26 protein-coding genes and 2 tRNA genes are annotated in these 24,621 nt (G+C 54.9%); 18 read left to right on the top strand and 10 right to left on the bottom strand.

Translation table 11 applies throughout. From position 1 onward, the window contains the following. Positions 1-14 precede the first annotated feature (14 nt). On the bottom strand, positions 15-446 hold the full coding sequence (gene rplM, locus H6A25_RS06360; protein ID WP_118426129.1) for a 50S ribosomal protein L13: 432 nt from the start codon (positions 444-446) through the stop codon (positions 15-17). 241 nt (positions 447-687) lie between these two features. On the opposite strand from rplM, the gene H6A25_RS06365 reads away from it, so the two are divergent. Next, entirely contained in the window at positions 688-1,419 is a 732-nt protein-coding gene (locus H6A25_RS06365) for a tRNA 2-thiocytidine biosynthesis TtcA family protein (RefSeq protein ID WP_204751138.1), read from the top strand. A gap of 31 nt (positions 1,420-1,450) precedes the next feature. Here H6A25_RS06365 and H6A25_RS06370 read toward each other — a convergent pair whose 3' ends face one another. Continuing rightward, a complete protein-coding gene (locus tag H6A25_RS06370) occupies positions 1,451-1,708 on the bottom strand; it encodes a YaaL family protein (protein WP_204751139.1) in 258 nt (85 codons plus the stop codon). 250 nt (positions 1,709-1,958) lie between these two features. On the opposite strand from H6A25_RS06370, the gene H6A25_RS06375 reads away from it, so the two are divergent. Continuing rightward, positions 1,959-3,977, top strand: a complete 2,019-nt coding sequence (locus H6A25_RS06375; RefSeq protein ID WP_204751140.1) for a DNA gyrase/topoisomerase IV subunit B — start codon at positions 1,959-1,961, stop codon at positions 3,975-3,977. Positions 3,978-4,049: 72 nt separating this feature from the next. Continuing rightward, a complete protein-coding gene (locus H6A25_RS06380; RefSeq protein ID WP_204751177.1) occupies positions 4,050-6,176 on the top strand; it encodes a DNA gyrase/topoisomerase IV subunit A in 2,127 nt (708 codons plus the stop codon). A 60-nt stretch (positions 6,177-6,236) separates the two neighbouring features. Here H6A25_RS06380 and H6A25_RS06385 read toward each other — a convergent pair whose 3' ends face one another. The 3 genes from H6A25_RS06385 to H6A25_RS06395 all read right to left on the bottom strand — a co-directional run bounded on the left by H6A25_RS06385 (position 6,237) and on the right by H6A25_RS06395 (position 8,304). Further along, positions 6,237-7,181, bottom strand: a complete 945-nt coding sequence (locus tag H6A25_RS06385; RefSeq protein WP_204751141.1) for a hypothetical protein — start codon at positions 7,179-7,181, stop codon at positions 6,237-6,239. 199 nt (positions 7,182-7,380) lie between these two features. Further along, positions 7,381-7,472: transfer RNA gene (locus H6A25_RS06390), tRNA-Ser, on the bottom strand. Positions 7,473-7,593: 121 nt separating this feature from the next. Continuing rightward, complete coding sequence (locus H6A25_RS06395; RefSeq protein WP_204751142.1) at positions 7,594-8,304, bottom strand: MBL fold metallo-hydrolase; 711 nt, start codon at positions 8,302-8,304, stop codon at positions 7,594-7,596. 287 nt (positions 8,305-8,591) lie between these two features. On the opposite strand from H6A25_RS06395, the gene H6A25_RS06400 reads away from it, so the two are divergent. From H6A25_RS06400 to H6A25_RS06420, 5 genes are all read left to right on the top strand, one after another. Further along, positions 8,592-9,848, top strand: a complete 1,257-nt coding sequence (locus H6A25_RS06400; RefSeq protein ID WP_204751143.1) for a Glu/Leu/Phe/Val family dehydrogenase — start codon at positions 8,592-8,594, stop codon at positions 9,846-9,848. 29 nt (positions 9,849-9,877) lie between these two features. Further along, entirely contained in the window at positions 9,878-10,540 is a 663-nt protein-coding gene (sdaAB, locus tag H6A25_RS06405) for an L-serine ammonia-lyase, iron-sulfur-dependent subunit beta (protein WP_118426122.1), read from the top strand. 55 nt (positions 10,541-10,595) lie between these two features. Further along, positions 10,596-11,468 (top strand): L-serine ammonia-lyase, iron-sulfur-dependent, subunit alpha, encoded by an 873-nt coding sequence (sdaAA, locus tag H6A25_RS06410; protein ID WP_204751144.1) that lies wholly within the window; start codon positions 10,596-10,598, stop codon positions 11,466-11,468. Between the two features lie 122 nt (positions 11,469-11,590). Beyond that, the gene (locus H6A25_RS06415) at positions 11,591-11,887 is read left to right on the top strand and encodes a hypothetical protein (protein ID WP_204751145.1); all 297 of its coding nucleotides are present in this window, start codon (positions 11,591-11,593) and stop codon (positions 11,885-11,887) included. Positions 11,888-11,962: 75 nt separating this feature from the next. Further along, positions 11,963-12,295 (top strand): CGGC domain-containing protein, encoded by a 333-nt coding sequence (locus H6A25_RS06420; protein WP_204751146.1) that lies wholly within the window; start codon positions 11,963-11,965, stop codon positions 12,293-12,295. 74 nt (positions 12,296-12,369) lie between these two features. On the opposite strand, the gene ltaE is transcribed toward H6A25_RS06420, so the two are convergent. Next, positions 12,370-13,395 carry a low-specificity L-threonine aldolase gene (gene ltaE, locus H6A25_RS06425; protein WP_204751147.1) on the bottom strand — a complete coding sequence of 342 codons (1,026 nt, stop codon included), beginning with the start codon at positions 13,393-13,395 and terminating at the stop codon, positions 12,370-12,372. A gap of 219 nt (positions 13,396-13,614) precedes the next feature. On the opposite strand from ltaE, the gene H6A25_RS06430 reads away from it, so the two are divergent. Next, positions 13,615-14,484, top strand: a complete 870-nt coding sequence (locus tag H6A25_RS06430) for a chorismate mutase (RefSeq protein WP_204751148.1) — start codon at positions 13,615-13,617, stop codon at positions 14,482-14,484. A gap of 56 nt (positions 14,485-14,540) precedes the next feature. Here the strand turns inward: H6A25_RS06430 and H6A25_RS06435 are convergent, their stop codons facing one another. Beyond that, positions 14,541-15,155: an AAA family ATPase gene (locus H6A25_RS06435; RefSeq protein WP_204751149.1), complete on the bottom strand. Its 615-nt coding sequence runs from the start codon at positions 15,153-15,155 to the stop codon at positions 14,541-14,543. A 269-nt stretch (positions 15,156-15,424) separates the two neighbouring features. On the opposite strand from H6A25_RS06435, the gene H6A25_RS06440 reads away from it, so the two are divergent. The 7 genes from H6A25_RS06440 to nrdR all read left to right on the top strand — a co-directional run bounded on the left by H6A25_RS06440 (position 15,425) and on the right by nrdR (position 22,479). Further along, a complete protein-coding gene (locus H6A25_RS06440; protein ID WP_204751150.1) occupies positions 15,425-15,685 on the top strand; it encodes a TIGR03905 family TSCPD domain-containing protein in 261 nt (86 codons plus the stop codon). Positions 15,686-15,727: 42 nt separating this feature from the next. Beyond that, entirely contained in the window at positions 15,728-17,119 is a 1,392-nt protein-coding gene (gene asnS / locus H6A25_RS06445) for an asparagine--tRNA ligase (protein WP_204751151.1), read from the top strand. A 12-nt stretch (positions 17,120-17,131) separates the two neighbouring features. Further along, entirely contained in the window at positions 17,132-17,947 is an 816-nt protein-coding gene (coaW, locus tag H6A25_RS06450; protein WP_204751152.1) for a type II pantothenate kinase, read from the top strand. Between the two features lie 53 nt (positions 17,948-18,000). Further along, complete coding sequence (locus H6A25_RS06455; RefSeq protein ID WP_204751153.1) at positions 18,001-19,278, top strand: aminotransferase class I/II-fold pyridoxal phosphate-dependent enzyme; 1,278 nt, start codon at positions 18,001-18,003, stop codon at positions 19,276-19,278. A 267-nt stretch (positions 19,279-19,545) separates the two neighbouring features. Then, the gene (secD, locus tag H6A25_RS06460; protein WP_204751154.1) at positions 19,546-20,856 is read left to right on the top strand and encodes a protein translocase subunit SecD; all 1,311 of its coding nucleotides are present in this window, start codon (positions 19,546-19,548) and stop codon (positions 20,854-20,856) included. Further along, positions 20,856-21,755 carry a protein translocase subunit SecF gene (gene secF / locus H6A25_RS06465; RefSeq protein WP_204751155.1) on the top strand — a complete coding sequence of 300 codons (900 nt, stop codon included), beginning with the start codon at positions 20,856-20,858 and terminating at the stop codon, positions 21,753-21,755. The genes secD and secF overlap by 1 nt, the downstream gene beginning before the upstream one ends. Before the next feature lie 262 nt (positions 21,756-22,017). Beyond that, positions 22,018-22,479, top strand: coding sequence for a transcriptional regulator NrdR (gene nrdR / locus H6A25_RS06470; protein ID WP_118428159.1), 462 nt, complete (start codon positions 22,018-22,020; stop codon positions 22,477-22,479). 55 nt (positions 22,480-22,534) lie between these two features. On the opposite strand, the gene H6A25_RS06475 is transcribed toward nrdR, so the two are convergent. Further along, positions 22,535-22,894 (bottom strand): DUF4363 family protein, encoded by a 360-nt coding sequence (locus H6A25_RS06475; RefSeq protein WP_204751156.1) that lies wholly within the window; start codon positions 22,892-22,894, stop codon positions 22,535-22,537. Between the two features lies 1 nt (position 22,895). After that, positions 22,896-23,573, bottom strand: a complete 678-nt coding sequence (locus H6A25_RS06480) for a DUF421 domain-containing protein (RefSeq protein ID WP_204751157.1) — start codon at positions 23,571-23,573, stop codon at positions 22,896-22,898. 183 nt (positions 23,574-23,756) lie between these two features. Here H6A25_RS06480 and H6A25_RS06485 point away from each other — a divergent pair, with 183 nt between their 5' ends. Together H6A25_RS06485 and H6A25_RS06490 are read left to right on the top strand one after the other, a co-directional pair. Then, complete coding sequence (locus H6A25_RS06485; RefSeq protein WP_204751158.1) at positions 23,757-24,056, top strand: helix-turn-helix domain-containing protein; 300 nt, start codon at positions 23,757-23,759, stop codon at positions 24,054-24,056. A 73-nt stretch (positions 24,057-24,129) separates the two neighbouring features. After that, positions 24,130-24,206: transfer RNA gene (locus H6A25_RS06490), tRNA-Pro, on the top strand. Positions 24,207-24,236: 30 nt separating this feature from the next. Here H6A25_RS06490 and H6A25_RS06495 read toward each other — a convergent pair. Further along, positions 24,237-24,611: a recombinase family protein gene (locus H6A25_RS06495; RefSeq protein ID WP_204751159.1), complete on the bottom strand. Its 375-nt coding sequence runs from the start codon at positions 24,609-24,611 to the stop codon at positions 24,237-24,239. Between the last annotated feature and the right edge of the window lie 10 nt (positions 24,612-24,621).

The raw sequence follows: 24,621 nt of genomic DNA on the forward strand, positions 1-24,621 counted from the left end.
CGCAATCCTCCTGATTATTCAGCGTCCAGGGCCACGGGCTTCTGGGCCTGGTGTTTGTGCTCGGGGCCGGCATAGACCTTCAGACGGTCCAGAGACCAGCGGCCCACGGAGTTTTTGGGCATCATGCCCTTGACAGCAAGGCGCATGGCCAGCTCGGGCTTTGTGGCCATCAGAGTCTTGTACTGGGTCTCCTTCAGGCCGCCCACATAACCGGAGTGGGTGCGATAGTATTTCTGGGTCAGCTTTTTGCCGGTGAGAACGGCGTCTTTGGCGTTGATGATGATGACGAAATCACCGTTGTCGGCATGGGGGGTAAAATCCACCTTGTGCTTGCCCCGCAGGATAGCGGCGGCCTTGGCGGCGGTTCTGCCCATGGATTTGCCGGCAGCATCGATGATGTACCATTTGCGCTCAATGGTCTGAGCATTTGCCATGAATGTGGACATCTTGAATCCTCCGTTTATCGTGATAAATGTTTGATTTTTTGACCTTACTAGTTATATCATAGGGGAAAACCGGTGTCAACAGTTATTTTTCAAAATTGTGATTTGCAAGAGGGTATCCTTTTGTTTTTGGCGTTTTGCGCCGTATATCTTCAATTTGCTCATATTCCATTTCAAAATTTTTTGTCTTTTTCCATTGCCAAACAGCCCTGTTTTCCTTTAAAATGAAGAGCGGTGATCAGAAATGAAAGAACTTTTGGCGCTGGCAAGGCGCTGTATGCAGGATTATAATATGGTGCCCCCCGGCAGCCGGGTGGCGGTAGGGGTCTCGGGAGGCAAGGATTCCCTGGCCCTGCTGTATCTGCTGTCTCAGCTGCGCCGGTTTTATCCCGGCGGTTTTGAGCTGACGGCCATCACACTGGATATGGGATTCGAGGGGATGGATTTTTCTCCCATTGCCGATTTCTGCCGGGCCATTGAGGTGCCTTATGTGATCCGCCAGACCCAGATGAAGCAGGTGATCTTCGATATCCGCAAGGAAAGCAATCCTTGTGCCCTTTGCGCCAAGATGCGCCGGGGCGCCCTGAATGATGCTGCCTTGGCCGAGGGATGCCGGGTGGTGGCCCTGGGGCATCATTTTGACGATGTGGTGGAGACCGTTTTGCTCTCCTTATTTTATGAAGGGCGTTTCCACAGCTTTTCTCCGGTGACTTATCTCAGCCGGAAGGATATCCATTGCATTCGCCCCATGCTCTATATCCCGGAGCGGGAGATCCGCAATTTTGTCCGGCGGGAGCAGCTGCCGGTGGTGGAGAGCACTTGTCCCGCCGACAAAAACACCAAGCGGGAAGAAGTGAAACAGCTGCTCCATACACTGGAAAAGCAGAATCCCGGCCTGCGGGGGCGGATTTTCGGCGCTGTGCAGCGCCAGCCCTTGGAAGGATGGGAAAAAACGCCTTTGTTCCCGGACAAATAAAAAAGGACGGCACAGCCGTCCTTTTTTATTTTCAGGATGCGGCCCAGGCCGAGCGCCGCACTTCATGGAGTTTGGCCTGGTGGAGCAGATAGGAGTAACGGGCCTGCAAGGCGTTGATCTCATAGACCGAGGCGGCCACCAGCTCCTGATCGCTGGCCTGCTGGAAAAGACAGCGGGCAGCAGCCAACTGCCGCCGAGTCTCGGTCAGGTCTTCCAGCAGCTGAGCCTGACGAAGCTCCAGAGGAGAGGGAACCTTCTTTTTGCCAAAGGGGAAAGAAAATACACGCATGGTAAATACCTCCGAAAGCAGGATGGGAATATTTTTTTCCCTTTTCCGGCAAATATACACAGAGGGAAGTGAGGGCCATTTGACAGAGCGGCTTTTTTTGATTATGATATGAATTAAGCCGCGTTCCGCGGGGCTTTGTTCTTTTGCGCCTTGGGAAAGGCACTTTTGGCGGGATGCTTCGTTATGGTATCAATGTATGCCCTGGCTTTTCAAGGGATGCCTTGGAAAGATGGGCTTTTTTGGAGGATGTATGACAAGAAAGAAGAAGCAGGAATATGGCAATGAGAGCATCTCGGCTCTGAAAGGAGCCGACCGGGTGCGCAAGCGGCCCGGGGTCATTTTCGGTTCCGATGGGATCGAGGGCTGCGAGCACGCCTTTTTTGAGATCCTCTCCAATTCCATCGACGAAGCCCGGGAAGGGTTCGGCCATGTGATCAATGTGACCCATTTTCTGGACGGGTCCATTGAGGTGCAGGACTTTGGCCGGGGCGTGCCGGTGGATTACAACGAGCGGGAAGGCCGTTATAACTGGGAGCTGATCTACTGCGAGCTCTATGCCGGCGGAAAATACGGCAACGCCGAGGGGGAAAATTACGAATATTCCCTGGGGCTCAACGGTCTGGGCGCCTGCGCCACCCAGTATTCTTCGGAATATATGGATGTGGTCTCCCGCCGGGATGGCTGGCAGTATACCCTCCATTTCCGCCGGGGAGAGAATGTGACCGAAGGGCCGGACAAACTGCTGAAAGAGCCCTGTTCTCCCAAACAGACGGGCACCACCCACCGTTTCAAACTGGATCTGGATGTGTTCACCGATACCCGCATCCCCAAAGAATATTTTCAGCAGGTGCTGAAAAAGCAGGCGGTGGTCAATCAGGGGCTGCGTTTCCATTTCCGTCAGGAGGTGGAGAAGGGCAAGTTTGAGGAAGAGGATTTTTACTACGAAAACGGCATTGTGGACTATGTAAAGGAGCTGGCCGGGGACAATGCCCTGACCTCGGTGCAGTTCAATCAGACCGAGCGCCGGGGAAGAGACCGGGCGGACAAGCCGGAATACAAGGTAAAGGTCCAGGCGGCCTTCTGTTTTTCCAATGTGGGAGCTCTGTTGGAGTATTACCACAACTCCTCCTGGCTGGAGCACGGCGGCGCGCCGGACAAGGCGGCCCGCTCGGCCTTTGTCTCTGCTCTGGATGCCTATCTGAAGCAGACGGGAAAATACCAGAAAAATGAAAGCAAGGTTTCTTTTGCCGACATTTCCGACAGCCTGATTCTGGTGACCAATGGCTTTTCCACCTATACCTCCTATGAAAATCAGACCAAAAAGGCCATCACCAACAAATTCATCCAGGAGATGATGACCGAGTTCCTTCGGTCCACCCTGGAGATCTATTTCATCGAAAACCGCCAGGAGGCCGACAAGATCGCCGATCAGGTGCTGGTGAACAAGCGCAGCCGGGAGCAGGCGGAAAAGACCCGGCTGAACATCAAAAAGAAGCTGGCCGGCACCATGGATGTGACCAATCGGGTGCAGAAGTTCGTGGACTGCCGCAGCAAGGATCTGGACAAGCGGGAGGTCTATATCGTAGAGGGCGACTCCGCTCTGGGCTCCTGCAAACAGGGGCGGGATCCGGAATTTCAGGCCATCATGCCCATCCGGGGCAAGATCCTCAACTGCCTCAAAGCCGATTACAATAAAATCCTCAAAAGCGATATCATCACCGACCTGATCAAGGTGCTGGGCTGCGGGGTGGAGATCCAGACCCGCAACAAGGAGCTTTCTTCCTTTGATCTGAATATGCTCCGGTGGAACAAGGTGGTCATCTGCACCGATGGCGATGTGGACGGTTTCCAGATCCGCACCCTGGTGCTCACCATGCTTTACCGCCTGACCCCTCAGCTCATTGAGAAGGGATATGTCTATATCGCCGAGACTCCTTTGTATGAGATCAATACCAAAGGGGGCAAGGGAAGCAAAAAGGCCCCCAAGACCTATTTTGCCTATACCGACAAGGAGCGGGACGACATTGTCAAAAAACTGGAGGGAAAATGCTCCATCCAGCGTTCCAAGGGGTTGGGTGAAAACGAACCGGAAATGATGTGGCAGACCACCATGAACCCGGAGACCCGGAGACTGATCCGGGTGATGCCCGAGGACGCCGAAAAAACCAGCCAGGTATTTGATCTGCTGCTGGGGGACAACCTCCAGGGCCGCAAGGACTATATCGCCCAGCACGGCAGCGAATATCTGGATCTCACCGATGTGAGCTAAAGGAGGAAAAGAGTTTTGCCCAAAGACCGTTTTATTCCCCAGCCCATCACAAAAACCCTGGAAGAAAACTATATGCCCTATGCCATGAGCGTCATTCTTTCCCGGGCCATCCCGGAGATCGACGGCTTCAAACCCTCCCACCGCAAATTGCTGTACACCATGTACAAGATGGGGCTTTTGCAGGGCGCTCGCACCAAGTCGGCCAATGTGGTGGGACAGACCATGCGGCTCAACCCCCATGGCGATGCGGCCATTTATGAGACCATGGTGCGTCTGGCCCGGGGCAATGAATCCCTGCTCACTCCCTTTGTGGACAGCAAAGGAAACTTCGGCAAAGTTTATTCCAGGGATATGGCCTATGCCGCCTCCCGGTATACCGAGGTGAAGCTGGATCCCTTCTGTGGGGAGATCTTTGCCGATATCGATTGCGATGCCGTGGATTTTGTGGACAACTACGACGGCACCATGAAAGAACCCACCTTGCTGCCCACCCGATTCCCCAACATTCTGGTCAGCGCCAACCTGGGCATTGCCGTGGGCATGGCCTCTTCCATTTGCGGCTTCAATCTGAATGAAGTCTGCGATACGGCCATCGCCTATCTGAAAAATCCCGGCTGCCGGCTGATGGATACATTGAAAGGGCCGGATTTCCCCACCGGAGGCGAATTGATCCTGGACGAGGGGCAGATGGAGGAAATCTACCGCACCGGCCGGGGCTCTTTCCGGGTGCGGGCCAAGTGGAACTATCTGAAAAAGGAAAACATCATTGAGATCACAGAGATCCCTTATACCACCACCATTGAAGCCATTATGGACAAGGTCACCGACCTGATCCGCCAGGGGAAGGTGCGGGAGATCTCCGATATGCGGGACGAAAGCGGTCTGGAGGGTCTCAAGATCGCCATTGACCTGAAGCGGGGCGCTGACCCCCAGAAGCTGATGGCCAAACTGATGAAGATGACCCCGCTCATGGACACCTTTGGCTGTAATTTCAATGTGCTCATTGGCGGAACGCCCCGGGTGCTGGGCGTGGGACAGCTGCTGGAAGAGTGGAGCGCCTGGCGGATGGAGTGCATCCGCCGCAGGGTCTATTTTGACCTGGGTAAAAAGAAGGAAAAGCTCCATCTGCTGCTGGGATTGCGGAAGATTCTGCTGGATATTGACCGGGCCATCGCCATCATCCGGGACACCGAAGAAGACAGCGAAGTGGTGCCCAATCTGATGATCGGTTTCGGCATCGACGAACTTCAGGCGGAATATGTGGCCGAGATCAAGCTGCGGAATATCAACAAAGAGCATATTTTGAAGCGCACCCGTGAGACCGATGAACTGGCCCGGGAAATCCAGGAGCTGGAAGGCATCCTGGCCGATTCCCGGAAGATCAAGAATATCATCATCGGCGAGCTGCGGGAGATCAACAAAAAGTACAAAACACCCCGGCGTACTGCCATCATTTACGAAGATCAGGTGGAGCAGTACGACGAAGAAGATCAGATTGAAGATTACCCGGTGCATATTTTCCTCACCCGGGAGGGGTATTTCAAAAAGATCACGCCCCAGTCTCTGCGGATGAGCGGAGAGCAGAAGGTGAAGGAAGGGGACGCCGTCCAGATGACGGTCGAATGCACCAATAAGAGTGAGATCATCTTCCTCACCGATAAGGTGCAGGCTTATAAGTGCCGTCTCCATGAGTTTGACGATGGCAAGGCCAGTCTGCTGGGGGATTATCTGCCTCAAAAGCTTCAGATGAGCGACGGGGAGCGGGTGATCTTCTGTTTCCTGCCGGGAGATTACAGCGGTCATTTGCTGTATGTATATGAAAACGGCAAGGTGGCCAAGATCCCGGTGAAGAGTTTTGATACCAAATCCAACCGGAGAAGGCTGACCGGGGCCTATTGCGACAAATCCCCCTTGGTTTCGGTGCTGCATTTGCCGGAAGAGGGAGAAGTGGTGCTCTATTCCACCGATAGTCGGGCATTGGTGGTGTCCACGGCCGCTGTGGCGGCCAAAGCCACCCGTTCTTCTCAGGGTGTGGCAGTGATGGCTCTGAAAAAGAATAAAAAGGTGAAAAAAGCCGTTCTTCTGGCGGAATCGGGCATTGTCAATGAGGCCCGCTACCGCACACGCACTCTTCCTGCGGCAGGTGCTTTGCTGAAAGAGGAGGATTCTCCCGACAAGCAGCTGGCGCTGGAAATGTAAGTGAAGTCAAAAAAGGGAAGCCATTGCGGCTTCCCTTTTTTGATGTGCAGATGCAGCAAATCAGATGCTGCGGTCTGTTTTTTCTGTTTCCTGCTCTTTGTGGGTTTGTACAGTGGTGTTTTGGTCGATGTCCTGCTGGAATTCCTCTCGGACCTCATCGCGGATCGTTTGGTGCAGACCGGCGGAGCGGGCTTTCATCTCACTGGAAATGGCGCTGGTGGTGGAAACCGAAGTGGAGAGAAGTTTGACTTTGCTCAGACCGCTGTCCAACAGGGCAAAGGGCTGGAACAAGGTGAAGAGCAAGGCGTGAAGCGGCCCCAGCCTGGGAATGCGCACCACCAGCAGCACCAGGAGCAGCCCGCCCAGCCACCAATAGAGAGAAGGCTTGGCCAGGCCCAGGAGCACCAGAAGCAGAATGACCACACTGGCCAGCAGGTTGCCGATGCTTTCGGTGTCGCAGCCCTTTTCCTTGGCCACCCGCAGACGGATGGGCAGATAGATCATATTGCAGATCAGGCAGAAAAGGAGGATACCACCGGCCCAAAGGAGCATATCCCAATGCCACTTCACATCCTCTGGGTCATGGGGAGTGAGGCGGGCGGAGGGTTTCTTTTCTTTTCCGAAGGAAAAATCAAAATAGCGGCTGATCGCCTGGCTTGCGCCTTCGTCCCAGCGGGCCTCCGAAAAGGCCGGGAAAATGACGGACAAAGAAATGACAAGGTAGAGCAGGGCCAGGAGGCAGAGGAAAACAAACAGCCCCCATTTCTTCCGGGGAGAGGAAAAGTCATGATCGTAAAAATAGAATCCAAAGCTCACCAGGCAGTAAATGGTGCAGAAGAGGGACAGAACCACCAGCAGCGCCAGAAAAGGGCCGTGGACCGGACGGATCAGGCTGGAAGAACGGGTGAATTCCCACAGAACCAGAGAGACGATCCCCAAAAGCAGCAGGGAAATGATGTTTGTGGGGACAAAGGAACGGTTGCTCATTTTCTTGTCGATGAACATAAGACCCCTCCTTTCCAAAGGGCATCCAGGTGGTAAAGGTATTCTGTTTGATTTATTGTACTGCATTGATAAAAAATAAGCAAGTCCTGCAGTTCTAAATGGGCAAAATGAATAATGAAGTGGAAAGGAAAATGTTTATATTGCTGGTGGCCAATGAGAAAATAAAAAAACAGACGAACCAAAGGTTCGTCTGTTTTTCTGGCGGAGAAGGAGGGATTCGAACCCTCGAACCGCTTTTGACGGTTACACGATTTCCAATCGTGCGCGCTCGACCAGCTACGCGACTTCTCCAAGTCAACTGGCAGATTCTCTGAACGGTGTCAGCTTTATCAGTATAACAGACGAGTGGACGATATGCAAGTGTTTTTTGCAAAAAAATTTCCGGCGGAAGAAACCGCCGGAAATGGGGGAGTTATAGAGTCTGGCCGTCGTAGTAGAAACCGGCAGCCTTTCCGCGGAACAGGTGGCCGGGAACATCCCGATCGGGAGCAGTGCCAGTGATCTTGCCGCTTTGCAGATCCCGTGCGTCCTGCAAAAGAGTGGGCAGAGTGGAGCCGGGCAGAGGGAGAGGACCGTGGGAAGGGAGGATGGTCTCCACGCCCGGGCAGCGGGTGATCAGTTTTTCCAGGCTGGTAATAAAGGCGGGAAGATTGCGTCCCGGACCGAAGAGATAGATATTTCCTGCCTGCACGCTGTCGCCGCTGATGAGGGTTTTGTGTTCCTCATCCCACAGCACAATGCTGCCAGGAGTGTGGCCGGGAATGAGAATCACTTCAAAACGGCGCTGGCCCAGCTTCAGCACCTGGCCTTCCCACAAAGGCTGGAGAGACAGGTCTTTGCCTTGGGGAGAGCGGGCGCACCGGTCGAAGTCGGCGGGATGCATCCAGGCCGGGGAAAACTGGCCGTTGCATCCGATGTGGTCCCGGTCGGCATGGGTGTTGACCACAAAGACGGGAAGGGAAGTGAGAGTCTGGACAAAGGTTTTCAGATCACCGGTGCCAAAACCGGTGTCCACCAGCATGGCCTCCTTTTCTCCCTCCACCAGAAAGCAGCGGACGCCGTTTTCTTCAATGCTCCAAAAAGAGGGCTCCAAAAGTCGGGCCTGGTATACCATGTTTTCCATCAGCACGCCTTCTTTCTTTTTTGATCAGTTTATCACAAAGAGAAAGCTTTTGTCGAGATGGTTAATTCCCCGGTGTTGAGGAAAAAATAAAGATAAAAGCACACAGGACGAAATGTACAAAAAGGGGCCTGTTCTTTGGTGCAAAAAAGCAAATTGCCCTGTCTTGCGCATCGGTTCAGGATTGTTTATAATAAAGACAGTTTCCTGTGCTTTTGCTTGCACAAAGATAAAAGCAGCGGATTGCACAAAAACGGAACATAAAATTTATGCAAAAAGGTGGGATACCTATGGGCACTGACCGCAATCCCTATGAGAATTTTACCCACAATGTGGACGAGGCCGCCCAGCAGATGGGTCTGGACCGGGTATCGTATGAATTTGTGAAATACCCGGAGCGGCAGCTGAAAGTTTCCATCCCGGTGGAGATGGACGATGGCACCGTGCGCCTGTTTGAGGGCTACCGTGTGCAGCATTCCACCCTGCGGGGCCCCTGCAAAGGCGGCATCCGCTACCATACCAGCGTCTGCGAGGATGAAGTCCAGGCTCTGGCCGGACTGACCACTCTGCAATGCGCCCTGGTGAACATCCCCTATGGCGGGGCTTATGGCGGAGTCAATGTGGACATCAACGAAATTTCCCACACAGAGCGCCGCCGCCTGACCCGGCGGTATACCGCCATGATCCTCCCCTTCATCGGTCCCAACGAGGATATTCCGGCCCCAGATATGAACACCGATGAAGAGATCATGGGCTGGATCATGGACACATACAGCATGATGAAGGGTCATGCTGTCCAGGGTATCGTCACCGGCAAGCCTTTGGATCTGGGCGGCTCCCAGGGGATGGAAGAAGCTCCGGCTCAGGGCCTGACCTTTGTGGCCAGAGAGGTTCTCAAGCGTCTGAAAAAACCGGTGGACCTTACCACTGCCGCCGTGCTGGGTCTGGGCAAAGTGGGCGCCGGGGTGGCCCGGCTGATGTACATTGCCGGCATCCGCATTATGGCAGTAGGAGATATCACCGGCGCCCTTTATTGCCGCAGCGGCCTGCATATCCCCGGGGTGCTGGAACACATCGCCCAGGGCGGTACGCTGGAAAATTACCAGGAGGACGGTGTGCAGCACATTTCCAATGAGGAGCTGCTCCGTCTGGAGTGTGACATTCTGGTGCCTGCCGCAGTGGAATGCCAGATCCATGAGAAAAATGTGCAGGAGATCGGGGCCCGTATCATTATTGAAGGAGCCAACTGCCCGGTTACCTGGAAGGCCGACGCCGTTTTAAAGGAAAAAGGCGTGGTCGTGGTGCCTGATATCCTGGCCAATGCCGGCGGTATGATCGTTTCCTATTTTGAATGGGTGCAGAACATCCAGACCCTGGTGTGGGATGGGGACGAAGTCAGCCGGATGCTGCGGCAGATCATCCTCAAGGCCTTTGACGATGTGTGGACCAAGGCCCAGGAGGAACATATCACTCTGCGTCAAAGCGCCTATGCTCTGGCCCTGGAGCGGGTGTGCCGGGCCAAGAAGATCCGGGGCATTTTCCCATAATCCCGTAAGCGCTCAGGAGGAAAAGGGCAATGAGCATCAGTATGTTTGATATTTTAGGGCCCATCACCGTAGGGCCCTCCAGCTCCCACACCGCGGGAGCGGTGCGGCTGGGATTGGCCTGCCGTACCATTTTGGGTGAAGAAGTGAAAAAGGCGAAAATCACCTTTTATGGCTCCTTTGCCGACACCTACCGGGGCCATGGTACCGACAAAGCGGTGATCGGCGGCCTGCTGGGTTTTAACACCGACAATGTGAAGATCCGGGAAAGCCTGCAGCTGGCCCAGTTCCGGGGAATGCAATATGAGTTTTTCACCGGGGAAGAAGGCCGGTACCATCCCAATACCCTGGCCATTGAGGCCAGCGGCAAAAACACCACCATTTCCCTGCGGGGAGCTTCCATCGGCGGCGGACAGATCCGCATTCAGGAGCTCAACGGCTTTCCTATGGAGGCGGCCTGCCTGATGGACACCCTTTTGGTGGTCAACAAAGACTCCCCAGGAGTGCTGGCCAACATCGCCATCACCCTCAATGTGGCGGGATATAACATTGCCAACCTTCGCCTGGCCCGTACCAAGCGGGAGGGGGATGTGATCACCGTCATCGAAAGCGACGCCCGAGTGGACGAGGCCACCATCAAAAATCTGATGGGGGTACAGGATGTGCTCCGGGTGATCTCCATGCCGAAATTCTAGGCGGTGGAAAATCTCACGAAGAAAGCGGGGGTATTCCCCGTCAGGAGGAAGGTCTATGGACATCCCAAGCATTGATTATATTCTGGATGAAGCGGCCAAAAACAACATGGCCATCTGGCAGGTGGTGCTCAAGGAGGAGCAGGCCGAAAGCGGCATGAGCGAAGAGGACATCCGCGCCCGCCTAGAGGAATCCTATCAGGTGATGAAAAACGCCGCCATGGGGGGCATCTCATCTGAGGTCAAGAGCATCAGCGGCCTCACCGGCGGCGATGCGGCCAAATACTACCGTCACTACCGCAACCGGAAAAATCTGATGGGCTCTCTGGAAGCCAAAGCCATGAGCTACTCCCTGGGCACATCGGAGTATAACGCTTCCATGGGCGTCATCGTAGCGGCTCCCACCTGCGGCTCTTCGGGCATTCTGCCCGGGGTGATGATCGCGGCACAGGAAGAGTTTGGCTTTACCGATCGGGAAGCCATCAATGGTCTGATTACCGCCGGCGGTATCGGCGCTGTCATTGCCACCCGGGCCACCATATCCGGGGCGGCGGGCGGCTGCCAGGCCGAGGTGGGTTCGGCAGCGGCTATGGCTGCCGCGGCCCTCACCGAAGTCATGGGCGGCACAGCCAGGCAGTGCACCCATGCGGCGGCCATTGCACTGAAAAACTGCCTGGGCCTGGCCTGCGATCCGGTGGCCGGGCTGGTGGAAGTGCCCTGTGTCAAGCGCAACGGCATCTATGCCACCTTTGCCATCGCAGCAGCAGATATGGCTCTGGCAGGGATCGAAAGCTTTATCCCTCCCGATCAGGTCATCGATGCCATGTATCAGATCGGCATCAATATGCCCTCTGCCGTGCGGGAGACCGCCGAAGGCGGTCTGGCCATCACTCCCGCTGGACTCAGCGCCAAGCGGCGGCTGCAATATTAAAATCTATTTACAAAGAAAGCCCCATTCCTCAAAGGAAATGGGGCTTTCTTTCCCTTTGGTCAACCTTTTTCCCTTCTCCACCGTCAAAAGAACAGGAAGAACAGAAACAAGGAGGACCTTATATGATACATGGGAAAAAAGCTCTGCTGGCCTGGATGCTGGGAATTCTTCTGATCTTAGGCGGCTGCGCCGGAAACCAGGGTACCTTTACCGGCCGGGTGGAGCAGATCAGCGACTGGAGCCTGGTGGCCCGGGAGCCGGAAGAAGGGAAGGCCTATACTTTCTGGGCCAGAGAGACCAAATTGGATTTCCTCGGTTTGGGGGACATGGTACGCATTACTTACCGGGGAAAGCTGGAAGAGGGCAAGCCTCTGTCCATTGTTTCGGTGGAAAAAGCGGAGAAGGAAGAAAAGGAATAAAAGTTCTTTCCTTTTGAAACGGGTATGTGATAGGATAAAACCACGGGAAAACACAGGAAATCAAAGGAGAAAAATATGAAATTGGGGATCATTCGGTGCATGCAGACCGAGGACTACTGTCCGGGAACGGCGGATTTCAAAGCGGCCCGGCTTCATATGGGGGCCTTTGCCCAGGTGGAAGAAGAGATTGAGATCGTGGGCTTTACCAGCTGCGGAGGGTGCCCGGGAAAGAAGGCCGTGCTGCGGGCCCGGGAGCTGGTGAAACGAGGGGCGGATGCCATCGCTTTTGCCAGCTGTATCCAGAAGGGAACTCCCATCGGCTATCCCTGCCCCTTTTATCAGAAAATGCAGGAGTTGGTGGAAAAAGAAATGGGGGAGGATGTACGCATCCTGGAATACACCCACTGACAGCAAAAAACGCGCCGCAAAAATGCAGCGCGTTTTTTATGCTCATCCTATGTGTGACAGCGAGAAGTGCGGTTTCAGTTCAGGCATTCCTGGAGGGCCGCCATAGCCTGATCGATATCCTCCCGGGAAATGTCGTTGTTTGTGACAAAACGGAAGTGCCCCTGATCCTCAGGGCAGATTTTGATGCCCTTCTGGAGCATGGCCTGGGGGAGGTTGTCCCGCAGGGACTGAGGACGGTCGATGGTAAAGAAGACCATGTTGATCTCCACCGACTGGGGATCGCAGCAGACGCCCTCCATGGCGCTGAGTTTCTGTGCCATATACCGGGCGTTTTCGTGATCTTCTTTCAGGCGGGCCGGCATTTTTGTCAGGGCAATAAGGGCAGGAGCAGCGATGACACCGGCCTGGCGCATGCCGCCGCCCAGCATTTTGCGGTTTTTCCGGGCGCGCTGGATAAATTCCCGGCTGCCGGCCAACAGGGTGCCAATGGGGGCGCACAGGCCTTTGGACAGGCAGCAGGACACCGAATCGGCGTATTGTGTGATCTCTTTTACATCCACCCCCAGGGAAGCGGCGGCGTTGAAGACCCGGGCGCCGTCCAGATGAATCGGGATATTGTGGCGCTGGCCCACCTGATAGACCTCTTTCATCACGGAAAGGGGCACCACCCGGCCATTGGAGAGAGCGTTTTCCATACAGATCAGGGTGGTTTCCGGGAAATGAATGTCCACACCCCGGATGGCTTTTTCGATCATGGATGCATCGGGGATGCCGCCTTCAAAATGGAGAGTGCGCATATTGGCGCCGGCCAGCACTGCCACAGCACCTACTTCGTGCTCATAGATGTGGCAGCCATCGGAAACGATGATCTCATCGCCCCGCTTGCACCAGGTCATCACGGCCACCTGATTGCTCTGGGTGCCGCTGGACAGATAGAGGGCGGCCTCTTTCCCCAGGATGCGGGCCCCTTCTTCCTCCAGACGATTGACGGTGGGGTCATCCATGTACACATCGTCTCCCACTGGGGCATCCAGCATGGCCTGGCGCATCTCCTGGGTGGGCTGGGTCACGGTGTCGCTTCGCAGATCGATGTAACGCATTATAAAACCCTTCTTTCCTCAGGACGGCTCCCGGCCTTCCTGATCAATTTAGACAAACAAAGTATACCAAAGGCCGGGGATTTTGTAAACGGCAGGGAAGCATTTGTGCTCTTCCTTCCATTGACATCCTTCCATGGAAATTATAAAATAAATCTATCGGATTCCGCAATTTGGAAAGGGCTTTGGCCCTTCAGTTTAAAAGACCGGAGGTCTCTCTTTATGGATCAGATCGAATTGTTTCGGCAGATCGTCGCCAGCTGTGACGAGGCTTTGAAGGATGTTTTCCTGCGCCGGATGGAGGCTTCCGTCCGCATTGCCCAGTCCAAGTTCCAGGAAGGGGTGCCGGTCTATTCTGCCAACAGGGAGGAACAGCTGCTCAGCAGCATTTCCATGGGCCTGTCTCCCGAGCTTCAGATGAAAGCGCGGATGCTGTGGAAGTCCCTTCTCCGCATGAGCCGCAACCGGCAGTACCGGGTGTTTCTGGAGCTGGATGAGGCGCTGCGTCTCAGCCATGAGAAGGATATTGTGTCCGGACGGCCGGAAGGGGAGGGATGCTGCGATGCCGCTTTCCTGCCTGTGGCCCAGAAGGCACTGGGGCTTACGCTTCACCCGGTGGAAACAGAGGAAGAGGCTCTCAGCGCCGTGGAACGGGGAGAGTATCCCTTCTGTGTGGTTTCTCTGCGGGGCGTTTACAAAACCGACGAGCTGTACGATCAGCTGGACAAGCGCAAACTGTATCTGAATCACACCGAAGAAACCGAGGATGGCCGGCTGGCCGCAATCATTTCCCCCAAGCTGTATCACCAGAAAGGCCAGGAGGGATTGATCAGCGCCGTATTTTATATGCCTTCGGAAAGCGGCTCCCTGGCCGGAGTGCTGTCGGTGCTGGCCGATAATAAGCAGAACATGGAGTTTATCCACCTGGAAAAAAGCGACTGGGCCGATGAGCTGCATCAGTTCCACCTGTATGTGGATTTTGACGGCTGTCTGGACAGTCTGGACACCCGGGCTGCCATTTACCAGCTGGAGACCGAGCTGCCCTATTTCCGCGTGGTGGGTTCCCGCAAGGCGCTGAAAAACAAAAAATAGTAAACTGAGAAAAGGCCCTTTCCGCTTCCCGGAAAGGGCCTTTTGTTTCGCTTTTTTCAGATGGCGCGGACGGTCTCCAGATAGTGGAGAAGCATTTTGACAGAGCCTTCCACGCCGGTGCGGGTGGTGTCCAGGGTCATGTCATAGAGCTTGGCGTCGCCCCATTTTTGATTGGTATAGTGGTAATAATAATTGGCACGGGCCTTATCGTGCTTGAGGACGGTACTCTTGATGTTGTCCGCCTCCTGGCCGTATTCCTTTACCGCCCGCTCCATTCTCTTTTCCAGGGGAGCATGGAGGAAAAAGCGATAGCAGTTTTCTTCCGCCCGCAGCACATAGTCGGCGCAGCGGCCCACGATCAGGCAGGAGCCTTCGTCGGCCACTTTGCGGATCATATCAAACTGGGCCAGATAGAGTTTATCATATAGTGAGAGGGTATCGGGGCCGTAAGCGCCCACGCCCAGGCTGGTGGCCAGGGAATAAAGAAGACTGTTGGTGGCTTTGGATTCGGCCTGCCGAAGCATTTCTTCGGAAAAACCGCTTTCCTCGGCTGCACGGCTGAGGAGCTTTTTGTCATAGAAAGGAATGCCCAACGCTTCGGCCAGCTGTTGGCCGATGGCCAGACCGCCGCTGCCATATTCACGGCTGAGAGTGATGATGACTTTTTTCATATGCATACTCCTTGTGGATCCGGCCATTCAGAAACCGGATTGATTTGAACGACTTTCTATATCATATAGTTTAAAACAAAAACGGCGGAGGTGCAAGGGAGAAATTGGTGAAAACGCCCAAAAAGAAATGGGGGTCGGAGAAATGGGCGGCAAACAAGGGTAAAAAATGGGATTTTCCCGGCAGATATATGGACAGAAGTTTGCAAATGTGATAGATTGATAGATAAGACTGGGGAATACCGGTCATTCTATATGCAATGGAGGATACAATGGAAACTTTCGTCTATGAACCCCAAGGTGTGTGCGCCAAGCGGTATACCATCACGGTGGATAATGATAACAACACCATCCGCAATATCGAGATCGCAGGAGGCTGCCCGGGAAATCTGCTGGGCATCTCTCACCTGCTGAAAGGAATGACGGTGGACGAGGTCATCCAGCGCTTTGACGGCGTGCCCTGCGGCCTGAAGACCACCTCTTGCCCCGACCAGATCGCCCGGGCGCTCAAGGCTTACAAGCAGAAGAGCTGAAAGACCGGTTACCAAATGACAAAAGAAATGAGATGAAACAACATGTGTGAGCTGACGGTAAAAGAACTGCTGCATCATCCTCAGGAACATCTGGGGAAACAGGTGCATCTCCAAGGCTGGGTGCGCACAGTGCGGGATGTGAAGGCCTGCGCTTTTGTGGAACTCAACGACGGCTCTGTGGTGAAAAATATCCAGTTGGTGTGCCCCGGCGGCCAGCCTGTCTATGACATGGGCCGGGCTCTGACGGTGGGCACTGCGGTGGAAGCCCAGGGCATTGTCACAGAGTCCCAGGGCAATCAGCCCATTGAAATCCAGGTGGAAAGCCTGGAGGTGGAAGGGGAGTGCCCCTCCGATTATCCTTTGCAGAAAAAGCGTCATTCGGTGGAATATCTCCGCACCATCGCCCATCTGCGCCCCCGCACCAATCTGTTCAACGCCGCTTTCCGTGTACGCAGCGAAGCGGCCTTTGCCATCCATGAATTTTTCCATCAGCGGGGCTTTGTCTATGCCCATACCCCCATCATTACGGCCAGTGATGCAGAAGGGGCCGGGGATATGTTCCGGGTGACCACCCTGGATCTGGAGAACCTGCCCCGGGACAAAGAGGGAAAAGTGGATTATTCCCAGGATTTCTTCGGTTCGGGTACCAACCTGACGGTGTCCGGCCAGCTGGAGGCTGAAATCTTCGCCCTGGCTTTCAAGAACACCTATACCTTTGGTCCCACCTTCCGCTCGGAAAACTCCAACACCAGCCGGCATGCGGCGGAGTTCTGGATGATCGAGCCGGAGATCGCCTTTGCCGATCTGAAGGACAACATGGCCTTGGCCAAGGATATGATGCAGTTTATCATCCGCCGGGTGCTGGAGAGATGCCCTGACGAGATGGAATTTTTCAATAAATTTGTGGACAAGGGACTGCTGGAGCGGCTGCAGGCACTGGTGGATGTGGATGAGTTTGCCCATGTGACTTACACCGAGGCCATTGATATTCTGCTGCCCCACAAGGATGAGTTCCAGTTCCCTGTTTACTGGGGCTGCGACCTGCAGAGCGAACACGAGCGGTTCATCACTGAAAAAGTGTTCAAAAAGCCCACTTTCATGACCGATTATCCCAAGGAGATCAAGGCTTTTTATATGCGCCTCAACGACGATGGCAAGACGGTGGCCGCCATGGATATGCTGGTTCCCGGCATTGGCGAGCTGATCGGCGGCAGCCAGCGTGAAGAGCGCTTCGATGTGCTGAAAAAACGCATGGATGAGCTGGGCATGGAAGAGGCTCCCTATTGGTGGTATATGGATCTGCGGAAGTACGGCGGCACCAAGCACGCCGGCTATGGCCTGGGCTTTGAGCGGCTGATCATGTATCTCACCGGCATCAGCAACATCCGGGATGTGCTGCCCTTCCCCCGTACGGTGGGCAGTGCTGACTTTTAAGAGGCGGCGCTTATGGGTTTGACCATTGGGATCGACATCGGCGGCAGCACCACCAAGATTGTGGGAATGCGGGATGGAGAGATGATCTGTTCCATCCGGGTTCGGGCTGACGATCCGGTGACTTCGGCCTATGGAGCTTTCGGCAAATTTCTGACGGACAATGGGCTGGAGCTGGGAGAGATCAGCGAGGTGTTGTGCACCGGTGTGGGCTCATCCTTTATCCAGGGGGATATCTATGGCATTCCCACCCGGAAGGTGGATGAGTTCCGGGCCATCGGCCTGGGCGGACGGTTTCTTTCCGGCTGCGGCGATGCCATCATTGTAAGCATGGGCACCGGCACGGCCTTTGTCAAAGTGGAAGGGGAAACAATCTGCCACATCGGCGGCACCGGCGTGGGCGGAGGCACCCTGGTAGGGCTGTGCGACAAGATGCTGGGTGTAAGGGGTGTGGAACACATTCTCCATCTGGCGGAAAAAGGAAGCCTTTCCAATGTGGACCTGACCATCGGGGATATTTCCAAGGCGGCTATTTCCAACATGGACAAAGAGACTACCGCCTCCAACTTCGGCAAGGTCAGCGATATGGCTGCGCCGGAGGACCTGGCCTTGGGCGTATGCAATCTGGTGTTCCAGACGGTGGGGACCCTGGCGGCTTTTTCTGCCCGGGGCGCCGGTATGCGGGATGTGGTGCTCACCGGCAACCTGGCCATGGTGCCCATGGCCAGAAAGGTGTTTTCCGATTTTGAAAAGCTCTACGACGCACGGTTCATCATACCCGACAACGCCGACTTTGCCACCGCCCTGGGGGCGGCTCTGGCTGGGCGGTAAGGGTTTGAAAGGATAATGGAAGCATAGAAGCACATAAAATTGGAGGTAATCGTATGGATCTGACAAAAGCCACACGGGCTGAGCTGGAAGAGGAACTGAAAAAGCTCAATGAAGAGTACGAAGGCTACAAGGCCCAGGGCCTGAAGCTGGATATGTCCCGGGGTAAGCCCGGCGCCGACCAGCTGAATGCCTGTGAAGGGATGCTGACGGTGGTCAAGACCAGTGAGGACGCCGTGTATCAGGGGCTGGATACCCGCAACTACGGCACACTGGAAGGCATTCCGGCCTGCCGGCAGATGTTTGCCGATCTGTTGGAAGTGCCGGTGGAGCAGGTGCTGGCCGGGGGCAACTCCAGCCTGACCTTTATGTATGACACCATGGACCGTCTGATGGTCTTTGGCGCCGCCGGTGTGGACGAGCCCTGGCTGAAAAAGGACAAGGTGAAGTTCCTCTGCCCGGTGCCCGGCTATGACCGTCATTTTGCCATCTGCGAGCAGTTCGGCATTGAGATGATCAACATCCCTATGGATGACAACGGCCCCGATATGGACATGGTGGAAAAGCTGGTGGCCGAGGACGAGAGCATCAAGGGCATTTGGTGCGTTCCCAAGTTTGCCAATCCCTCGGGCGTTGTGTACAGCGATGAAGTGGTGCGCCGTTTTGCCGCCCTCCAGCCCAAGGCCCGGGATTTCCGTATTTTCTGGGACAATGCTTACATCATCCACGGCATCACTGACGAGGATATCCAGATCCCCAACATCATCGAGGAGTGCGCCAAGGCGGGCAAGGCCGATATGGTGTTTGAGTTCTGCTCCACCTCCAAGATCTCCTTCCCCGGCGCCGGCGTCTGCGCCTTTGCCGCAAGCCCGGCCAACATCGCCTGGCAGAAAAAGTACATGAAGGCCCAGCAGATCGGACCGGACAAGATCAACCAGCTGCGCCATGTGCTCTTCTTCAAGGACGCCGCCGGTCTGAAGGATCACATGGAGATCCACAAGAAGATGCTGCGGCCCAAGTTTGACGCTGTCATCAACACTCTGGAAAAGAACCTGGCCGGCACCGGAGCGGGCAGCTGGACTGTGCCCAAGGGCGGCTATTTTGTCAGCTTCGACGCCATGGAGGGCTGTGCCAAGCGCACCCAGCAGCTGTGCAAGGAAGCGGGCATCGTCATGACCGGAGCTGGTGCCACCTATCCCTATGGCAAGGATCCGGGGGACAGCAATCTGCGTATTGCTCCTTCCTATCCTCCCATTGAAGAGCTGCAGCTGGCCATGGAAGTGTTCTGCGTCTGCGCCAAGAAGGCTGCCGCAGAAAAACTGCTGGCTCAGTAAGAGAAAAAATAAAGCCCCCGCAAGGGGAGGTTTGGTTGTGGGCAGAGGACACATCCTCTGCCCACAGCCGCGCCTGGGAGAAAAATGTTCTCTTTTTGCATCGGGAAAGCCGGTGCAAAAAGAGAAACTTTGAACAATTTGTACAGAAAAAAGGGGAAAATTTCTGAAAAATCCTCTTTTTGTTGACGGAATCCCAGGGCGGGAGTATAATAGTCGTTGCTTTTCAAAAAGCGTCACGCTTTTCATAAAGGAGGAAACAACAGGACAATGAAAAAGAGCATTCTCACTTTCGTTTGCTCACTGTTAGTCATAGCATTGCTTGGCTTTACAGTATGGCACGGGGTGGATCTGGGCTTCACACAGATCCCCAGCATCACCGACACCGAAAACGGCGTGCGGCTGGGCCTGGATCTGGTGGGCGGTTCCATCATCACCTTTGAGGGCATGGCCGATGAGGATATGCCGGCCGAGGAGCTGAGCCGCAACATGGAGATCGTTGTGGATATGCTGCGCCAGCGTCTGGACTTCCAGGGCCTCACCGAAGCTCAGGTGTACCAGGCCGGTGACCGGCGGGTCACAGTGGAGATCCCCTCCATCAGCGACCCCGAGGAAGCAGTGCAGACTCTGGGATCCACCGCTCAGCTGCAATTTCTGGATGACGACGGCAATGTGATCCTGGAAGGCAACCAGGTGGCCGACGCCACCGCCGAATACGGCGCCATTGACAGCACCGGCGTCAAGCAGAATTATGTCTCCCTGGAACTCACCGACGAAGGTCTGGAGATCTTCACCGAAGCCACAAAGAAAGCGGCTGCCGCTGAGTCGGAAGGCAAGAACCACATCAATATCGTCATGGACGGCCAGACCATCAGCAGCCCTGCTGTGAGCAGCCAGTATGCAGAAACCGGCATCACCAGCAAGGAAGTGATGATCACCGGCGGCTTTACGGCAGAGGAAGCCGGTCTTCTGGCCAATAACATCGCCCTGGGCCAGCTGCCCTTTGGTCTGGAGCAGGTGGAAATGCGCAGTGTGGGCGCCCAGCTGGGTATGACCGCTCTGACCAGCAGCATCAAGGCCGGTATTATCGGCGTGCTGCTTGTGATGATCTTTATGATCGCGGTGTATCGTCTGCCTGGCATCGTCTCCTGTGTGGCCCTGCTGTTCTACTGCGTGCTGGAGGGACTGGTGCTGGTGATCTTCAAGGTCAACCTGTCTCTGCCCGGTATCGCCGGTATCATCCTGTCCATCGGTATGGCCGTGGACGCCAATGTGGTTATCTTCGAGAGAATCAAAGAAGAACTGCGGGCGGGCAAGACCCTGCGTTCGGCCATTGACTCCGGGTTCCATCGGGCCTTCTCCGCTATTTTGGACAGTAACATCACCACCTTCATTGCCGCAGCCGTGCTCTATTTCTTCGGCAAGGGCACCATCGTGGGCTTTGCCATTACTCTGGGCCTGGGCATTATTCTGTCCATGTTCACGGCTCTGACTGTGACACAGATGCTGCTGAACAGTCTGGTGGGGATGAAAGTGACCAATATCCGGCTGTACGGTGCTCGTGAAGGGAGGGATGCGTAATGCTGAAGACATTCAGTGCTACAAAAAACTTCAAATATTGCGCCATCCTTTCGGTGCTGCTCATTGCCGCAGGTCTTGTGGCTTTGCTGGCGGCTCCCTTTGGCGTCAATCTGTTCAATCTGGATATCGATTTTGCCGGTGGTACCACCTTTACCTATCAGCTGGGAGAAGAGGTCACTCCCGATGTGATCGACAAGGTGGAGGACGCAGTGGCCGAGGTGGCAGGCAAGAATGTTTCTGCTGTGCCTACCGGTGACGGCACCCAGGTGCTCATCAAAACAAAGAGCCTTTCTTCCGAAGACCGGGAAAAGCTGCATGAGGCCATGAAGACCGCCTTCTCCCTGGAGGACGATGACCGGCAGGATGTGCAGAATGTCAGCCCGGCTGTGGGCAAGGATATGCAGGCCGCCGCCGTCAAGTCCTCTTTGGTGGCTGCTCTTCTGATGCTGCTGTATATCACCATCCGCTTTGACTTCAAGTCCGGCTTTGCCGCTGTGGTCTGCCTGATTCACGATGTGCTGGTGATGATCAGCGCCTATGTGATCTTCCAGCTGCCGGTGAATATGAACTTCATCGCCGCAGCCCTTACCATCTTCGGCTATTCCATCAATGCCAGCATCATCACCTTTGACCGTATCCGGGAAAACCAGAAGCTGTCCCGTCGGGAAAGCTATGAAGCCATTGTGGACAAGAGCGTCCGCCAGAGTTTCACCCGGAACATCAACACCACCCTGACCACGCTGTTTACCATCGTGCTCATCATCTTTACTGGTGTTTCCTCTCTGGTGAATTTCGCCATTCCCATCACCGTTGGCATTGTCAGCGGCGCTTATTCTTCCATCTTCGTGGCCGCTCCTCTGTGTGCCCTGCTGAAGAAGCATCAGAAAAAAGCGAAATAAGCCTGTTTCAGATCCCCGTCTTTTCACAAGACGGGGATCTTTATGGTTGTATATTCCAGAAATTTCATATTTTGTCGAATGCTGTCGGAAATTGCGGCGAAAAAGGGGTTTAATTTGTCGAAAAACTGTGGGAGAATAAAAAAGAAGAGAGAATTTCCGGTGCCGGGCGGCAGCCGGGAAACTCTTGCTCCCCCTGGTTTCTTTGTGGTACAATAATCGCAGCCAAAATGACCGGAAGGAAAACTGCGGGGGAGGAAATGGCATGAAGTGCCCGTATTGCGGATATCTGGAAAGTAAAGTGGTGGATTCCCGGCCCACCGATGAGGGCAGCTGTATCCGCCGCAGGCGGGAGTGCCTGTCCTGCGGCCGGCGTTTCACCACTTATGAAACGGTGGAGAGCGTACCGCTGGTGGTCATCAAGAAAGATGGCTCCCGCCAGGCTTTCAGCCGCAGCAAAATGCTCAGCGGCCTGGTGAAGGCCTGCGAAAAACGGCCGGTAACCATGTCCGCTCTGGAAGAGATCTGCGATGAGATCGAACAGAAGCTTTCCAATTCCCTGGAAAGGGAGATCAAGTCCGAGCAGATCGGCGAACTGGTGATGGAGCAGCTGAAGCAGGTAGACGAAGTGGCCTATGTGCGTTTTGCTTCGGTGTACCGGCAGTTCAAGGACATCGGCACCTTTATGGAAGAGCTGAGCAAACTGATTCACACAAAGCCTCAATGACAATGAAAAGCCGCCTGACACATGATGTGCCCAGGCGGCTTTTTGTCTGCATGGGTCACAGAATGTTTTCCCAGGTGGGGTCATCGCTGGAGGGCAGGCGAAGCAGCAGATGCCGAAGCAATCTGGCCTTTTGTCCGTATTGTCGGTGGTCCTCTGTTTCCAGACAGGCCTGGCATTCTTCCAGCATCTGGCCGATCTCTTCGATGGAGGAATGGACATAAAAGGTGGAAAGAATGGGAGACAGGTGCTGATACCGGTCTTTCAGAGCCGTGAGAGCGCCGCTGCTGGCCTCTTCGGCCGTCAGCGGGATTTCTTCTGCCAGGGAAGAAGCAAGGCTCCTGGTGTATCTGTGGGCGAAAAAAGCACCGGTAAGGGTGACCAGCAGCAAAAATGCGGCAATATAGGTGCGGACCATCCTAGTTTCCCTCCTTCCGGAAGAGAAGAATGCTGCCGCTGCGGTCAGCACACAGAAGAAAAACCTCCTTCAGACTGGAGAGCAGATTGGCTTTCAGGATGGAGTGAAGCCAGGCTTCGTCCCGTCCGATGGCCTTCAGGTTTTCCCGGCAGAGAACGCCGTCGGAAATGATCAGCTCCAAAGGGGGGGAAGGCTTGGGGGCTTTGCCCAAAGCGTCCAGCGTCACGGCCTGGGCGCCGGGAAAGAGCAGCAGGCTCACCTGACCGTTTGTTTCCACCTGGGCCAGCTGGATGGAGCGAAGATCGAACACATCTTTCAGACGCAGGGTCTCGAACACATCGTCCAGCGTCATGCGCACCTTGCGCAGGGCCTGCTGGTCCAGAACGCCGTTGCGGATGATCTGCACCGGTTTGCCGCTGAGCAGTTGCCGCAGCTTCCGACTGCGCATGGACAGCACTGACAGGAAGATTTCGGCGGCAATCAGGGTCAGGATGGGCACCAGGCCATGAAGCAGGGGAATGTCCAGGTCCTGCATGGGCACCGAGGCCACGGCGGAGATTAAAATGGTTATGACGAACTCGGTGGCCTGCATTTCGGCCACCTGCCTCTTGCCCATCAGCCGGAAGGCCGCAATGATGAAGATGTAGAGAAGAATAGTGCGGAAAAATGGAACCAGCATCGTTATATCACCCGGTGTTAGTGTTCCGGCATCGTGGGAAAATATCCCCGTAATCTTTGACAGGAGAAAAAACACCTGTTTTTTCTCACCGGTCATAGCTGTTCTGGTGCAGGGATGGGGGACATTTTATAATGGTGGATATACAGATGGCAATTTTCGTAGAGATAGAGAGGAACGGATAAAATGGGACAGACCATGGAACTGGCCGAAGTGCTGAAACGGCAGGAAGAAGAGCTGGAGAGGACGAAGCAGCGCCTGGGACAGAATATCAAGGCCCGGAGGGAGGCGCTGGGATACAGTCAGGAAAAGCTGGCCTTTCTGTCGGGGATGGGCGCTGCTCATCTGGGGAACATCGAAAGGGGAAGCGATAAAAACAATCCCACCATTTCCACTCTGGCCAAGATTGCCGGCGGCCTGCACACTTCGGTGGAGAAGCTGCTGGAGGGAACGGGGACACAAATGGAAGAGGAAGAAAATGGTTAAATTAAAATTTTTCAAAAAATTTTGAAAAAACACTTGCCAAATAGGAAACACTGTGGTAATATACTTCTTGCACCCGGGTGTGGCGCAGTTTGGTAGCGCGCTTGAATGGGGTTCAAGAGGCCGGAGGTTCGACTCCTCTCACTCGGACCATGCGGAGTGTCCTTATAGGATCTGAGTATCCTACAAAGGACACTCCGCATTTTTTATTGTCAAAATCGGGGTAGCGCCGTTTTCGTCAAACAGCAGCCGATCCCGGATGCACAGGAGCTTTACCTTGTGCCGGGTGAGCAGGTCAATGTAGCGTTGGGTCATCCCCCATTCCCGGCCTATCCGGGCCAGGTTATGGACTATCACCACATCCACCCTGCCAGCGACCACGGCCTCGGTCACTTTCTGGAGCGCCGGGCGGTCTAATGTGAGCCCGCTGCCATATTCGTCCGCAGCGCCGATGATGATATATCCCGCCTGCGTTGCGTAGAGCTGGAGCAGAAACCGCTGGTGTTCCAACGCGAAAGAATCGTCATGGGCGACACGGCAATAGAGAAATGCTCTCATATCCCACACC

Origin of the sequence: Intestinimonas butyriciproducens (assembly GCF_016901775.1) — a bacterium.
Taxonomy (GTDB): Bacteria; Bacillota; Clostridia; order Oscillospirales; family Butyricicoccaceae; genus Pseudobutyricicoccus.